Origin of the sequence: Peribacillus folii, from assembly GCF_030271255.1 — a bacterium.
Lineage (GTDB): Bacteria > Bacillota > Bacilli > Bacillales > DSM-1321 > Peribacillus.
Map to the genome: position 1 here is coordinate 43,257 of NZ_JASJOM010000017.1, position 14,402 is coordinate 57,658.

Genomic DNA, 14,402 nt, shown 5'->3' on the forward strand with positions numbered 1-14,402 from the left:
GTGTTTTTTCTTGCTGATATTTTATTTGTATTTAGGAATTTCAATCGTCAGTTTATAGGAATCCAGTAAACTATACAAATTGTAAATCTGTTTCACTTGCTTGGTTGCCCAGCCAATATCAGTGGCATACTGGTGCGAAGCATAGCCATACTTCTCTGCTGCCGTTGGGTTCCATCTCATTTTGTAAAGTGTGTCCTGCCCAGCGGAGATGTAGCCTTTGGCGATGAATTCAGCGCCGCCGATGATGGCCGCTTCCGGAGTGAACCAGCCTGCATTATAGGCATATTGAGCCCCGCTGCTTACCGCTGATCCGTCATAAGCGCCCACTCCGTACATATTATAGACCGTTCTCCCGTTCACCTTCACTCCTGTTGCCAAAGGTGAAGTGCCATTCCCTGTCTCCAGCAAGGCATGGGAAATCAAATAAATCTCATTGACCCCATACTTCTCCCCTGCTTGAGTGAAGGTCGCTGCTTGGCCTTGGAGGATGCCTTTTCCCGAAAGGATTCTATCATTCACTTCGGAAACATTCATATTGGTAACTTGAGAGAGCTTGACGAATTGATACGAATGGACTGGATCATTAATGAAATTATTCGGATTCAGATTGTACTCTATGTCTTCCGGACTAGCATTTACCCATGTCTTGTTATAGCCCACTTCATACCAGTAGTACCCGTCAGAGCCTTTGACTTTTGACTTGATGGTCAAGGATTGATTATTGCTTACATCCCCGACGATCCAAAAATTAGGTCCAGCTCCGCCCCTTACGCGCCAGCCTGAGCCTTTAACGGTGCCCTTGGTCGAATTGATGAGCGTCAGGCCATCCTCACGTATGTAAGTTTTGTACGCTTTATCCGTTTGTGCATTTGCCGCCATTTGAATTTGAACCATCTTGTCCATTGTAAGATTGTACTCTTTATCGACCCTGATGATCGAGTCATTCGAATTTCCTGGAGCATCCGGTGCCTTGGCAGATAAATATTTCGTGCTGACATAACCCGTTTTTCCATTCGCGGTGATTCTTGACCAGCCGTCAGACTCTGAATATACGGTCACGGCCGTATTGTTTACAAGCTTAGTGATGATTGACGCGGAAGCGGAAGCGCTTGAGCGCATATTCAAGCTAGAACCATCATTCACACTTACGTATTTCGTGAACGTGGTTTCTTCATCGCCTGGCTTCGGTTCAGGCTTTTCAATCTCGGTACTAGGCTTGGTTGTTGATAAGTATTGCGTGCTGACGTATCCTTCGCCGCCATATGCTTTTATCTTGGACCAGCCATTCGATTCAGAGATGACCTCCACCTCTACACCCCTTGCCAATTTGACGATGATCGAAGCGCTTTCTGATGGCTTATTCCGCATATTGAGCGTTCCTGAGCTTACATTTACGTATTTGGCCGTCGTTTTTTCAGGGACAGTCGGTTTGGTGTCCGTTACCGGCTTTGTCATCGTTAAATATTTCGTGCTGACATGGCCGTCCTTTCCATTGGCCTTGACCTTCGCCCAGCCTTTGGCTTCCGAATACACCGTTACCTGTGTTCCCTTTGATAGCTTGGCGACGATGCTCGCGGTTTCACTCCCGCTTTTCCGCATATTGAGCGTACTCGCGGTCACATATTTCGTCGTCGTTTTTTCCGGGACGGTCGGTTTGGAATCCGTTACCGGCTTTGTCGCCGTTAAATATTTGGTGCTGACATACCCATCTTTTCCATTGGCCTTGACCTTCGCCCAGCCTTTGGCCTCCGAATACACCGTTACCTGCGTGCCCTTTGATAGCTTGGCGACGATGCTTGAAGTTTCGCTCCCGCTTTTCCGCATATTGAGCGTACTTGAGGTCACATACTTCGTCGTCGTTTTTTCAGGGGCAGCCGGTTTGGAATCCGTTACCGGCTTTGCCGTCGATACATATTTGGTGCTGACATATCCGTCTTTTCCATTGGCCTTGACCTTTGCCCAGCCTTTGGCTTCCGAATACACCGTCACTTTCGTCCCTTTTGCTAGCCTCGCGACGATACTTGAACTCTCCGTCCCGCTTTTCCTCATATTGAGCGTGCTTGCGGTCACGTATTTCGTCGTCGTTTTTTGGGAGACTGCTGCCGATGTGTCCCCTCCTGGCTTTGCTGCCGACAAATATTTCGTGCTCACATACCCGTCTTTTCCATTGGCCTTGATCTTCGCCCAGCCATTGGCTTCCGAGTACACCGTCACTTTCGTCCCTTTTGAAAGGCTCGTGACGATGCTTGTGCTTACGGCACCGCCTTTTCGCATGTTGAGCGTGCTTGCAGTCACATATTTCGTTGTCGTTTTATTGGATATGGCGGATTTGGTCGCCTGTTCAGGCTTCGTTGCCGCTAGATACGTGGCATGGACGTAGCCCTCTTTACCAGCTGCTTTCACCTTCGCCCAGCCCTTGGATTCCGAATACACCGTAACCTGTGTGCCCCTTGTCAGCTTGGCAACTACAGCTGCACTTTCCGACCCGCTTTTCCGCATATTGAGCGAACCCGTGCTAACATTCACATATTTTGTTGCCGTTTTATTGATTACGGCGGATTTGGTCGCCTGTTCAGGCTTTACTGCCGCTAAATACGCGGCATGGACGTAGCCCTCTTTACCATTGGCTTTCACCTTCGCCCAGCCCTTGGATTCCGACTGAACCGTGACCTGTGTGCCCCTTGTCAGCTTGGCAATTACAGCTGCACTTTCCGATCCGCTTTTCCGCATATTGAGCGAACCCGTGCTAACATTCACATATTTTGTAATGGTCTTTACCGTTACGGCGGACTTCGTTAAAACCCCTGGCTTAGCAGCTGATATATACTTTGTGCTGACATACCCTTCCTTTCCATTGGCTTTGATCTTCGCCCAACCCTTGGATTCCGAATAAATCGTTACCGGCGTGCCTTTTGTAAGCTTGGCAACTATGCTCGCACTTTCCGATCCCGTTTTTCTCATATTGAGAGTACCGGAAGTTACATTTACATACATGACGCTTGTATCTACATTGGCCTGTTCTGCATGTAATGGAGCTGCAGATATTTTTTCTTCGAATGCAACTGTCGACAATACGGCAAAACAGAAAGTTGGTATTATTAATTTCTTCATATCATTCTCCCTACCAAAGCATTATGTTTTTAACATTTATTTAAATATCGGTTAATATCAGCGTAATAATATAGGTATATTTACTTATTCGTTAAAAATATATCATATTTCTTTGGTTCTACAGGGGATTCGCTTCGGTTTTAATGCATTAGTAACTTTAGAGACATTTGAGTAATTTAATAGTAATATTTGTAATATATTCATATTTTAAGGGTAATCCATGGCTTCATGCTGGAAATATGATATACTAGAATAATTAAATCCCTTGATTCGTCACATGAATGGAAGAAAAATACGGGATCACTCCTTCGAGCCTCATATTTGACGGGGTAAGTCCATAAACTATATAATTACCTTATATATTTCTATAAGAATCCTTCTGTTAAGGGGAGTAGCTATACAATAAAGTCGTCAATACAGGATTTTATCCTCGGCTTTATTGGCAACTGATTCCAGTTGTTTGCAAGACCTTGCCGATTATTTGGTGAGGTCTTTTGATTTTTCAAAGGACGGTATGACCAATAATCGGTTATACCGTCTTTTTTGATTTGAAATTTGCACATTAGAGGTGAATAGTATGCAGAACTATAATGAATTAGCCGCAAGCGTCAAGATTTCCGATGATAAAAAATATTCATTGCTTGATGCCGACCCATCCTTAACGCTTATCGGCAAGGGCCGCAGCGCTTATGTATTTCGGATACATTCCACCAATAAAGCGCTGAAGGTGTTTTTCCCGGACCAAATCCAAACAGCTAAAGTGGAGGCCGACATATACAGGACCGTACAATCCATTGATTATTATCCGGCTCTTTATGCCGCAGGTTTGAATTACCTGGTCATCGATCACATCGAGGGCAACACCCTTTTTGAATGTTTGACGTTAGGAATTCCAATAACGGAAGAGAATATCAAGGAAATTGACCATGCTTTGCAGTTAGCAAGAAGAGAGGGATTGAACCCTTCGGATATCCATTTACGGAATATCTTCATCACCTCCGAAAAAAAGGTGAAGATCATTGATGTAGCAAGGTTTAAACAGGTTAAATCCTGTAATCAGTGGCACGATTTGAAAAGTGCCTTTCATCTTTTCTATTCAAAATCATTTTTCCCGAAAAAAATTCCTGGTTTCATATTGAATTCAATTGCAGCGATTTATAAAAAAGGATTTTTACCCATATAAATCAATGCCAATACCATCACACGGGAGGCACATATGAAAAAAATGATCGCGATCGCTTTTCTAGCAGTCCTTACCTTAAGCGGGTGCTCGCTTTTGGGGGAAGTCAATTCTTCCTTGGAGTATGCAGATAATACGACGGCGTATATGAATACCGTCAAGGAATTTGCCAATGAGCTGCCTGCATCGGCCCAAGATGCCGTCACGAATGCCGAAGCAAGGCAAAGTCTTGAAAAAGATCTGGAGCAGATGCAAACGGAGATTGAGGAGTTCAATGCAACCGAGCCTCCCGAAATCGCCGAAACCATCCATGAAAAAATCGTCGCTTCCAATCAACAGCTGTCAGATGGCATTGAATTATATTTGAATAATATTGAAAAAGGTCAGATTGATCCTAAGGCATTGGAAGAATCAGAAATCATGCAAACCATCGATCAAATCACGAGCTTATCCGATCAAATTGAAAAAATCGGGAACTAAACACCTGGAGCTTCGAGGTTACTCATTGACATGAAACCAAATGGTTTTATATAATCAACAAAACGAAACCAATTGATTTTACATTATAGGGAGTGTTTCATATGGAAAAGCAACATATGTTGGAAGATGTCAAAAAGACCGTCATTCTTGAAGCGCCCATTCAAAAGGTCTGGGAGACGGTATCGACTGCCGAAGGGATCGCTTCATGGTTCATGCCTAATGATTTTCAGCCGAAAGTGGGACATGAATTCCATGTACAATCACCTTTTGGTCCCTCTCCATGCAAGGTATTGGAGATTGATGCGCCCCATCGGCTAGCCTTTTCCTGGGATACTGACGGGTGGATCGTTTCATTCCATTTAAAAGAGCAGGGTGGCAAAACGGAATTCACCCTTATCCACGGCGGGTGGAAGCAGCCTGAAGCGATTCTTCCGAAAGCGAATGAAAAAAGCTCAGTCGTCCGCGATAGAATGGCGCATGGATGGGCTCAAATCGTTAATGAAAAACTTAAGAAGGCTGTTGAGGGCTAAATGTCTTCTTCCGCAGAAAAATATGATGTATTCCAGGCGGTGGCCGATCCCACCCGCAGAAAAGTCCTGCAACTGCTTGCTGGAGGGGAATTGCCCATTTCCGCCATCACCTCCCACTTTACGATGAGCCGTACGGCGATTGCCAAGCACCTTCATATCCTTTCCGAAGCTGACCTGGTAAGCGGACGGAAGGTAGGAAGAGAGAAACGCTTTCGCCTTCAGCCAGAGCCATTAGAGGAGTTGAAACAGTGGCTTGCATTTTATGACCGCTTCTGGGATAACAAGCTTTCCATCCTTAAGCATGTGGTTGAACATCCGGAAGAAACAAACGATTAAGCTAAAAAGAAGAAAACCCCCGGCAAAGTTGCATCGGGGGTTTTCTTCTTTTTACGCATCCATTTCAAAGGTGTGTGCTTTACGCTTGCGAATGACCATCGTTAGCAATAAGAGCAGGTTAAAGACGATAATGCATCCAGAAAGGAAAAGAATGCTTGATGTCAATGCATCCGCTCCAAGGCTCGTACTCATCGCCTGACGGAAGCCCATGACCGAATATGTCATTGGAATGAACGGATGAACCGCATTGAAGAATGAATTGGTCAACTCCACAGGGAACATCCCTCCGCTTGCGCCTAACTGCAGGACAAGGAAGATCATCGCCAATAAACGGCCTGGATTTCCGAAGCCTACGGCCAGGAAGGTGACGATGAACATGAAGGTTAGCGAGGTCAAGATTGAAACGATGATGAATTGCCCCAAGTTCTCGACCTGTAAATCCATTCCCCAGATCATGATCGCGTCCAGCACTAATGCCGAAATCGTCGCTTGAATGAATAGCACGGTGAATTTACTGAACCACCATGCCACCCCTGATGTAGGTCTTGTTGACGGCATGCCTGTCGGGAAGCCCATGTTGAAGGCAATTGCGCCTACAAACAATCCTAAAGACAATACATAAGGAGCCAGGGCATGCCCATAATTGGGCACCTTGCTGCTTTTTTGTTCTTTGACCTTCGTTGGTTCAGCAATCATGCTGTAATTATCTTCAGATGTTTCTTTACCATTTATTTCTTCTGCACCATCGCTTAATTTTTCCGATAGCTCAGTCGTTCCGTCTTTTAGCGAGGAAATTCCATCCCCCAGTTTACCCGAACCTTTCGCAAGTGCGGACGAACCTTCGTTGATCTTGCCCGCGCCATCAGCAAGCTGGATGACACCATTGCTTAAAGTCGGCAGATTGCTTGCCAATTGTTCCGTCCCTTCAACAAGTGCGGATGATCCATTGTTCAAGGCTGCCGAGTTCTCATTCAACTGGTTGGCACCATCGGCCAATTTATTCGCCCCTTCGCCTACCTTCTGAACACCGAACGTATACTTTTCCAAACCACTTCCAAAGGCCGCTGAGCCAGTTTGAAGCTGGGAGACCCCATCTACCAACTGACCAGAACCCTCAGTTAGTTTCGAGAGACCATTATTCAACGACGAACCGCCTTGTGCCAGCTGATTGATGCCATTCACCAATTGGGGTGTTCGTTCATTTAGGCTTTCGGTTGCCTCGGTTAATTGATTGCTGCCATTAAGCGCTTCTGACAGGCCTGTATTTAATTGTGCTGCACCTGGAAGGAATTGATTTTCCAGTGAGTTACTGATTGCCGTATATCCATTCAACGCTGAAACTGCGTTCGGATTGACTTTATTCACGGCATTGTTTAAAGCTGCCACTTGTTCCGGCAGCTGGCCTAAACCATTCAATACCGGCATCACGTTGTTTGTTAATTGAGCCGATAAATCGGAAATGCTGCCTGCAAGGGCCGATGCAATTTCCTTTTGGGACCCTGCTTGGATTTGTGCTTCGTTCTGAACGGCCCCCAGTAATTCGGATTGCTGTTCACTTGTCATGGCTTTGTAAGCTTCCGTTCCTTTGACGGCATCGATTGTGCTTTGCCCGTTGTTCGCAATCGATGATTGAAGCTGCGATAAAGCTGCTTGACTGTTCTCAAGATCTTTCTTGATGCTCGAAACGGTGCCTGATGTGCCGCTTCCAGCCGGTATCGCTTCTTGCAATTTATTGACGCCGGCTTGGATGCTTGCGAGACCTTGGGTAAGCTGACTTAGCTGTTCCCCGGCAGGCAATTGGCCATCGAGTTTTTTCAAACCTTCATTCAATGCCTGACTGCCTTCCGACAGCTTGGTGATTCCCTCATTCAGGCTCCTTTGGCCTTCTGCCAGTTTGGGAATGCCTGTGGATGGATCCGTCAGCTGGCTTGCATTTTGCGATAATAGATTCAAGCCATCGTTCAAACTGGCACTGCCGGTTTGGGCTTGCGATAATCCATCATTCAGATTTTGGGCTCCCGGTACCACTTTGGCGAGACCATTCGAAAGCTGGGTGGATCCTTGCCTCAATGCCTCACTTTTGTCCGTCAATTCGCCTGTACCTGATGCAAGCTCATTCACACCAGTTTGGAGCTGCCCGACACCATTCGTGTATTTGGCAATTCCTTCGTTCAATTCCGCTGCGCCGCCTTCAAGTTTATTGACGCCTTCCAAAAACTTGCCAACGCCAATTTGAAGTTTATCCGCCCCATCCTTAAACGTTAATGTACTGGAAGCCAATTTATTCAGATTGTCTGTCACTTCCTTGTTTCCATCATGAAGTTTTTTTGCACCGTCATCCAATTTCGATGCACCATCCGCTGCGTCACTGAACCCATCACCGATTTCCCCCAATTGCGAGAAAATCGCTTCCGCATATTCTTTCGTGACACTTTCGGCAATCTCCGTTTTCAAATTATTCGTCGCTTTGGTCCCGACCGTTTCCGAAACGAAACTGCGTCCAGGGTTCACATCATACGTCAAATTCATTTTCTTGGGATGTTTATCCATAACGGTTGAAGCATTTTTGGAAAAATCCCAAGGAATGGTCACGACCATATAATATGTACCATCTTCGAATCCTTTTTTCGCCTTTTCTTCGGAAACGAAATGCCATTCCAGATCGTCGTTGTCCTTTAATCGATCGACAAGCTCATCGCCGACCGTCAAGGTCTTCCCTTCATATTCCGCCTTCACATCATTATTCACGACGGCTACAGGCAATTTGCCTGTATTGCCGTACGGATTCCAGGCGGAACTGAGGAATAATCCGCCATAGATAATCGGTACGAATAGTAAAACGATGGCGACACCCACCAGTTTTTTATTCGTGAGGAAAAGCTTCCATTCTTGTTTAAGCATATTCAATTTTTTTCACCTGTCTTTTCGCACGTTAATTCATTCAATGACACCGAGTTCCAATTCAAGATCGGAAGTTCTTTTGCACCGAAGCTTTCCCTTAGCAGGTCTGCCACCGTTTGACTGGAAAAGAACTCCATGAGAAGTTCATCCGCCTGAGTAAACATCCGGCGCAGGACATCCACTCCCTTTTCCGCGTACTCGCCATCTTTGAACGCTTTTTCAATAAGTCCTGTATCGGGAAACATCGCGATCGGACCTTCCATCGCTTCAATTATTTCAATATTTTTAATCTCATCTACACTCTTAGCAAGAGAAAGGCCGCCATTATTACCTGGTACGGAAGTGATGATTTGCTTTACGACCAATTTCCTGATGATCTTTTTCAAATACGAAGGAGATACTTCTAACCTTCTGCTAATCTCATTAGACGAAAGCGGCACCCTTTTATCCTGAGTCGAGAGTATGACAATGATGCATATCGCTTGCTCCACCCCTTTTGTTAATTGCAATTCGTTTCACCTCTCCCTATATAAATGGACATCCAATATCCATAATGGATATTTCGTATCTATAATTAAACCGCGGATCAGCTCAAAAATCAAGACCTTTCATAGAAAAATTTTCAAGAATGCGATACTGAGCGAAAACATGAAAAAAACCCCCTCATGAAGATATCATGCGGAGGTCCCCTTTGCAGTGATGGTTACAGCTCATTTAAAAATTCGTTGACCGCCTCTGGCGTTTTTGCGTTGGCACTGTGCAGATGTGCAACCTTCTCACCATTTTTAAATACTAAAAGTGATGGAATTCCCATGACTGTTTGCTCCTCGGAAATCTCCGGGAATTCGTCTCGGTCGATCGTAAACCACTGCTTGTCTTGATGCTGCTCTGTAATTTCATCAATGAACATATCCAAGCGTTTGCAGTCCGGACACCATGTAGTCGTGAAAATCCCGACCGTCAGGCCATCCTGTTTGATTTGTTCGCGGTATTCTTGTTCTGTGCCAATCGTTTTCATGAAATCTCCTCCGGGCTTTTCTTATCATTGTATTTTACGCTAAGAGTGAATGCACTCCACGATTACTATATAATTAATTCCTTCGCAGCACAAACGGATCATCCTGAACCGTTAATTAAGGAGACGAAAATCCAGATTCTGGAGGTTCTGTACTTTGTCCATTTCATTTCATGAAGAACCGATCACCTTATTTCGTCCTCCTCCCCGATTAATCCGCCCTTCATGGTTGCTGCATCAGTGCTTTACCATTCCAATCACAAAGCCATCGTATCCCTTCATCCCCACCGTTTGCATGACGGTGGAGTCAATGCGCGGGTCTTCGGATAATTGATCGATAAAGGTACGGATTCCCCTCACATTCGGGTCATCGCTATCTGGGTCGAGCACTTTTCCATCACGTATCACATTATCTGTGATAATCACGGTCCCCGGCCGGGAAAGTTTTAGCGCCCATTGTAGATACGCGGGATTATTGACCTTGTCAGCATCGATGAAAATGAGGTCAAAGCTAGAAGGCCCCTCTTCTTTAAGGTGACGAGGTTGCTTGCCCGCTTTACCCCTTTCGGTTAAAATACAGCAGAAACATCGATAGCTTTCGAAAAAAAAAGCTGAACCCATTGAGTCCGCCTTTGGAGAAAGTTCATCAAACGAAATAACGTTAATGATCATACACATATGAAACAGCAAAGTTGATTGGAGCGGGTGTTCGGGACTCCTGCGGGAAGTGCGAGTCACGGTAGACCCCATGAAAAGCCGAGGAGGCCCGCGGAAAGCGAGTGCCTCAACGGCCACATTGTACAACTCATATTATTTTACAGTCACAAACCCTTTTAGTAACCGAAAATAATATAGGGCCGCAGCCAGAATCAAAAGCATCCCGCCTGACAAAAAAATCACTTGATAGATGTCTCCCCCGACTGTCGGTGAATGGAAAAGCACAGCGCTTGAAAACAGGAATAGGGCTCCCAAGCCTGACAGGAATATTGCCTTTTTTGCCCTGCTGCTTTTAAACAGACGAAATCCAGTCAGCAAGATCATGTACGATGCGGTCAAAGTCATAAGCACTGGAAATAACGGCTTGAATTTAGCAGCATAAACGAAGTAATCCAAATTGGAAATATCGTCGGCATCGCTCACGTTTCCTGAAAAATGCGTGGAGTATTCCCACTCCCAGCTGTTATCCAGTATTTCGCTGCCTTCATACCAGCTGCAAAATGAAAAAAGAATAAAGAAAAGTGCACCCATTATCATTTGTAACATATAGTTATACGCCAAACCCATCTCCTCCAACTGCCATTATACCAATAATTGGTTCATTTTCATATATCCGGATTCTCCCCATTCAGGCAATATGTAAACAAACATTGCCTCCTGAATATCATAAATGTAACCACTTTTAAGGAGCGTTAGAGATATGATCACTCATGGAGATGACCTCCTTATTACAGGAGCATGGTTACTGGGCATCGGCACACTCACTGGTGCAATCGGGCAAACCCGGCAAACATTAACGGGAACGAACCTTGGCAAGGACTTGGTGTTAAAGGGGAATGGCATCGAGGCGCTAGGAAATTCATTGCAGGCAATCGGGCGGACGAAAACGGCGGATCGGGAAAATGAGATATCGGAAACCTATTTCATTATCGGCGCCTGGCTTGAGGCTGCGGGAAATGCAGCCAATGTAGTGGGAATCGACATGCAGCTGAATGGCGCTGATGAGGAAGGGACGAAGACGGATGCTCTCGGCAGCGGCATCCAGGGTCTAGGTGCCGCCTTTGAAGCGTTCGGTGCCTTTCTTTCTGAGAATTCCATTTCACGTTCGCTTGAATTGAAAGGAAATGCCCTGATTGCAGCAGGGTCTTTTTTTGAATCAATCGGGAACATCTTCATATTGAATGAAAAACGCCGGATCGGTGAGCACATCCTCTTGCTTGGCAGCTGGGCCCAGGTCGCCGGGGCATTTATCTTAATCGATGCCTTTTCCTATCATTCTGAACACGGCCAGCAAATGGAAGGTGAAGAGCCTCTTCCCCGCCAATATAGCTACGCCATGCATTAGCTGCTCCCAAGCTAAGGGGCGACGAGCTCAATCTTCATCCGATCAGGATCTTCGAAATACACCGCATAATGATCTGCTCCGCCCGCAAATGGATGCTTATCAGCATAAAGGACCGATCCCCCCCTCTCCCTTAATTTCATCGTCATCTCATCAACGTGCTGACGGGACGAAGCATGAAAGGCAAGATGATTAAGCCCCACCCTTCCCCGATGATAAGGAACATCAAGAAATTTCTCCTTCGCTTGGACAAAAACGATGTACATCCCTGCCGATCTCCAACTCTTTCCGCTTTCCCACTCCTGGTAGGGCTCATAGCCCATTTCCTCCAAGAACCAGCCCCAAAAATCAATTGACCGGTTCAAATCTGACACATACAGCTCAATATGATGAATGAATCCCTTCGACAATGTCATCCCCCCTATCAGACCATCAGAAAGAGGAGGGACTTGCACCACTCCTCTTAGCCTGGATAAATTTAACTATACACAAAACCTTCCGCCGGGACTACGTCTGGGGCGAATTATCTCCGATCGGGCGGTTTTTAGTTGATGATTTCATCATATATGTCACCGCCGCCATTGATTTTAATGATTTTCAGGCGTTTGGTCTTTTTGATGTACACGGTTTTATATTGTTTTTCGCCGTTTAGGTTAATCAGGAATACCCGTTTATCATCATTATCCGTTTCCTTATTGAACGTATAGTCTTCTTTCCCGATTTGCTCGATGATTTCGTCGTATTCGGGCAAGGACGACCATTTATTTTTTTCAGGGCTCGTTTCCGTTTCTTTTTGTTCTTGCTTTGGCTTTTCTTTTTCATTCGGCAAATCACTATTGCAAGCAGTCAGCATGGCGGCCGATGCAGCGAATGCCATGATCGATTTATACATGATCAACATCATCTCCCATTCCTATTTTCCCTCTTCACATCACAAATAACCTTCGATAATTAGTAAAAATCCGATTGGACATAATAAATGAATTCTGGTAATATAGTTACTCAAGGTAACAATTACTTACGGTAACTATATAATGATAAAAAAGAGGTGTTTCCTATAAAGACTTACCAAAAATTCTTTCAGCAATTTTTACTGCTGTACCGGCCGTTTGAAAACCACCTTAATATCCAGCTGAACAAGCATGATTTACACAGGGCGCAATGGACCATATTGTATTATTTAGCCAATGATGGTTCGGCGACGCTTGTCGAGCTTGCCACCTACCAAAGCGTGGAAAAACCGACGATCACCCGGACGATTGCCCGCTTGGAGGAGCTGGGGTATGTCGAGCATGTGCCAAGCAAGGATAAACGCGAAAAAAGAATGCGGCTTACGGAGCTTGGAAAAAAGGTCTATGATGATGTGCGCGTGACCATCGATCAATACGAGCAGGATATCCTTTCAGGGATTACGGAAGAGGAACAGCTCGCAGCGATACGCATCATGGGCGAAATAAGAAATAACATCTTAAAGTAAGGAGATCATAAAAAAATGGGACAATCGAGAGCAAAACTATGGACGAAAGATTTCATCATCGTCTCATCCATTAATTTTTTCATAACATTGATTTTTTATTTACTGATGGTGACACTTGCCATCTATGCTGTAAATGAATTGCATGCTTCTACAAGCCAAGCTGGACTCATATCGGGTATTTTCATAATCGGGACATTGATCGGTCGTTTGTTCATTGGCCGTTTCATTGATTCGATCGGCCGCAAGAAAACGTTATTCATTGGGTTGATCTTTTTTACGTTGACGACCATTCTTTATTTTGTCGATCTTGGAATCGGCTTTTTATTGGTTAACCGCCTGATTCACGGGATGGCGATGGGGATGGCCAGTACCGCGACGGGAACGATCGTCGCCCAAATCATTCCGGCAACACGTAAAGGCGAGGGCATCGGCTATTACAGCATGAGCGCTACACTTGCGACGGCAATCGGACCCTTCATCGGTCTATACATGGCTCAGCACACCAGCTTCCAGGTGATTTTCAGTTTCTGCCTGGCGTTAGGACTGATCAGTCTGGTCACAGCATTCTTCCTGTATGTACCGGCCCTGAATGTAACCGCGAAAGTCACAGAACGCAAAGGGTTCAAGCTTTCCAACTTTATCGAACCTAAAGCACTGCCGATTGCATTGATCACTTTAATATTGGCATTCTGTTATTCAAGTGTCCTTTCTTTCATCAGCTTCTACGCCATTGAAATCGACCTGGTCAATACAGCCAGCTTTTTCTTTGTCATATATGCAGTCGCTGTTTTACTATCACGCCCATTCTCAGGACCATTGATGGACCGTAGGGGAGCGAACTTCATCATGTACCCGGCCTTCATGATATTCGGTGCAGGCTTACTGCTTTTAAGCATTACGACCAATAGCTTCACTTTATTGGCGGCTGGCTTCCTCATCGGCCTTGGCTTCGGTAATATGCAATCAAGCTCTCAGGCGATCGCCGTTAAACTGACACCGCCGCACCGCATGGGGATGGCTACGTCCACCTTCTTTATCATGCTTGATGCAGGACTTGGGTTCGGCCCATACATCCTCGGTTTCATCATACCGATCACAGGCTACAGCACGCTTTATGTCATCCTGGGCGTCGCTGTTATCGCAACTTCCGTCCTGTACTTCTTCCTGCATGGCCGGAAAGAACGTGCAGCAAGAGCAACAATCGCTTCAGCTTAACAAAAGGGTTGGGAATGAAATCATTCCCAACCTCAGTTTGTAGACAAAAGGGGTTCGGAATTAAAAAATTCCGAACCCCTTTTGAAATTCCTTTGAAG

At 45.4% G+C, this 14,402-nt stretch carries 15 protein-coding genes; 7 read left to right on the top strand and 8 right to left on the bottom strand.

The features are described from left to right. Window positions 1–21 precede the first annotated feature (21 nt). Window positions 22–3,111 carry an SH3 domain-containing protein gene (locus QNI08_RS20865; protein ID WP_285769277.1) on the bottom strand — a complete coding sequence of 1,030 codons (3,090 nt, stop codon included), beginning with the start codon at window positions 3,109–3,111 and terminating at the stop codon, window positions 22–24. A gap of 577 nt (window positions 3,112–3,688) precedes the next feature. On the opposite strand from QNI08_RS20865, the gene QNI08_RS20870 reads away from it, so the two are divergent. The 4 genes from QNI08_RS20870 (at window position 3,689) to QNI08_RS20885 (ending at window position 5,637) form a co-directional block, all read left to right on the top strand. Further along, on the top strand, window positions 3,689–4,294 hold the full coding sequence (locus QNI08_RS20870; protein ID WP_285769278.1) for a protein kinase family protein: 606 nt from the start codon (window positions 3,689–3,691) through the stop codon (window positions 4,292–4,294). Between the two features lie 33 nt (window positions 4,295–4,327). Next, entirely contained in the window at window positions 4,328–4,771 is a 444-nt protein-coding gene (locus QNI08_RS20875) for a DUF6376 family protein (RefSeq protein ID WP_285769279.1), read from the top strand. 101 nt (window positions 4,772–4,872) lie between these two features. After that, on the top strand, window positions 4,873–5,301 hold the full coding sequence (locus tag QNI08_RS20880; RefSeq protein ID WP_285769280.1) for an SRPBCC family protein: 429 nt from the start codon (window positions 4,873–4,875) through the stop codon (window positions 5,299–5,301). Then, the gene (locus QNI08_RS20885; RefSeq protein ID WP_285769281.1) at window positions 5,302–5,637 is read left to right on the top strand and encodes an ArsR/SmtB family transcription factor; all 336 of its coding nucleotides are present in this window, start codon (window positions 5,302–5,304) and stop codon (window positions 5,635–5,637) included. It abuts the gene before it with no gap. Between the two features lie 51 nt (window positions 5,638–5,688). Here the strand turns inward: QNI08_RS20885 and QNI08_RS20890 are convergent, their stop codons facing one another. The 5 genes from QNI08_RS20890 to QNI08_RS20910 all read right to left on the bottom strand — a co-directional run bounded on the left by QNI08_RS20890 (window position 5,689) and on the right by QNI08_RS20910 (window position 10,831). Continuing rightward, window positions 5,689–8,538, bottom strand: a complete 2,850-nt coding sequence (locus tag QNI08_RS20890) for a YhgE/Pip domain-containing protein (protein ID WP_285769292.1) — start codon at window positions 8,536–8,538, stop codon at window positions 5,689–5,691. A gap of 2 nt (window positions 8,539–8,540) precedes the next feature. Then, entirely contained in the window at window positions 8,541–9,047 is a 507-nt protein-coding gene (locus QNI08_RS20895; protein ID WP_285769282.1) for an RrF2 family transcriptional regulator, read from the bottom strand. 194 nt (window positions 9,048–9,241) lie between these two features. Then, a complete protein-coding gene (locus QNI08_RS20900) occupies window positions 9,242–9,556 on the bottom strand; it encodes a thioredoxin family protein (protein WP_285769283.1) in 315 nt (104 codons plus the stop codon). 234 nt (window positions 9,557–9,790) lie between these two features. Continuing rightward, window positions 9,791–10,291, bottom strand: a complete 501-nt coding sequence (locus tag QNI08_RS22620) for an O-methyltransferase (RefSeq protein ID WP_483313802.1) — start codon at window positions 10,289–10,291, stop codon at window positions 9,791–9,793. 72 nt (window positions 10,292–10,363) lie between these two features. After that, a complete protein-coding gene (locus QNI08_RS20910; RefSeq protein ID WP_285769284.1) occupies window positions 10,364–10,831 on the bottom strand; it encodes a DUF4306 domain-containing protein in 468 nt (155 codons plus the stop codon). Window positions 10,832–10,970: 139 nt separating this feature from the next. Between QNI08_RS20910 and QNI08_RS20915 the strand changes: the two genes are divergently transcribed. Beyond that, window positions 10,971–11,615 (top strand): DUF6944 family repetitive protein, encoded by a 645-nt coding sequence (locus tag QNI08_RS20915; RefSeq protein ID WP_285769285.1) that lies wholly within the window; start codon window positions 10,971–10,973, stop codon window positions 11,613–11,615. An 11-nt stretch (window positions 11,616–11,626) separates the two neighbouring features. On the opposite strand, the gene QNI08_RS20920 is transcribed toward QNI08_RS20915, so the two are convergent. Both QNI08_RS20920 and QNI08_RS20925 read right to left on the bottom strand, forming a co-directional pair. Continuing rightward, a complete protein-coding gene (locus QNI08_RS20920; RefSeq protein ID WP_285769286.1) occupies window positions 11,627–12,022 on the bottom strand; it encodes a VOC family protein in 396 nt (131 codons plus the stop codon). 134 nt (window positions 12,023–12,156) lie between these two features. Further along, the gene (locus tag QNI08_RS20925; RefSeq protein WP_285769287.1) at window positions 12,157–12,504 is read right to left on the bottom strand and encodes a hypothetical protein; all 348 of its coding nucleotides are present in this window, start codon (window positions 12,502–12,504) and stop codon (window positions 12,157–12,159) included. Between the two features lie 165 nt (window positions 12,505–12,669). On the opposite strand from QNI08_RS20925, the gene QNI08_RS20930 reads away from it, so the two are divergent. Together QNI08_RS20930 and QNI08_RS20935 are read left to right on the top strand one after the other, a co-directional pair. Further along, window positions 12,670–13,089: a MarR family winged helix-turn-helix transcriptional regulator gene (locus QNI08_RS20930; protein WP_285769293.1), complete on the top strand. Its 420-nt coding sequence runs from the start codon at window positions 12,670–12,672 to the stop codon at window positions 13,087–13,089. A gap of 15 nt (window positions 13,090–13,104) precedes the next feature. Further along, window positions 13,105–14,304, top strand: coding sequence for an MFS transporter (locus tag QNI08_RS20935; RefSeq protein ID WP_285769288.1), 1,200 nt, complete (start codon window positions 13,105–13,107; stop codon window positions 14,302–14,304). The last annotated feature ends 98 nt before the right edge of the window (window positions 14,305–14,402 follow it).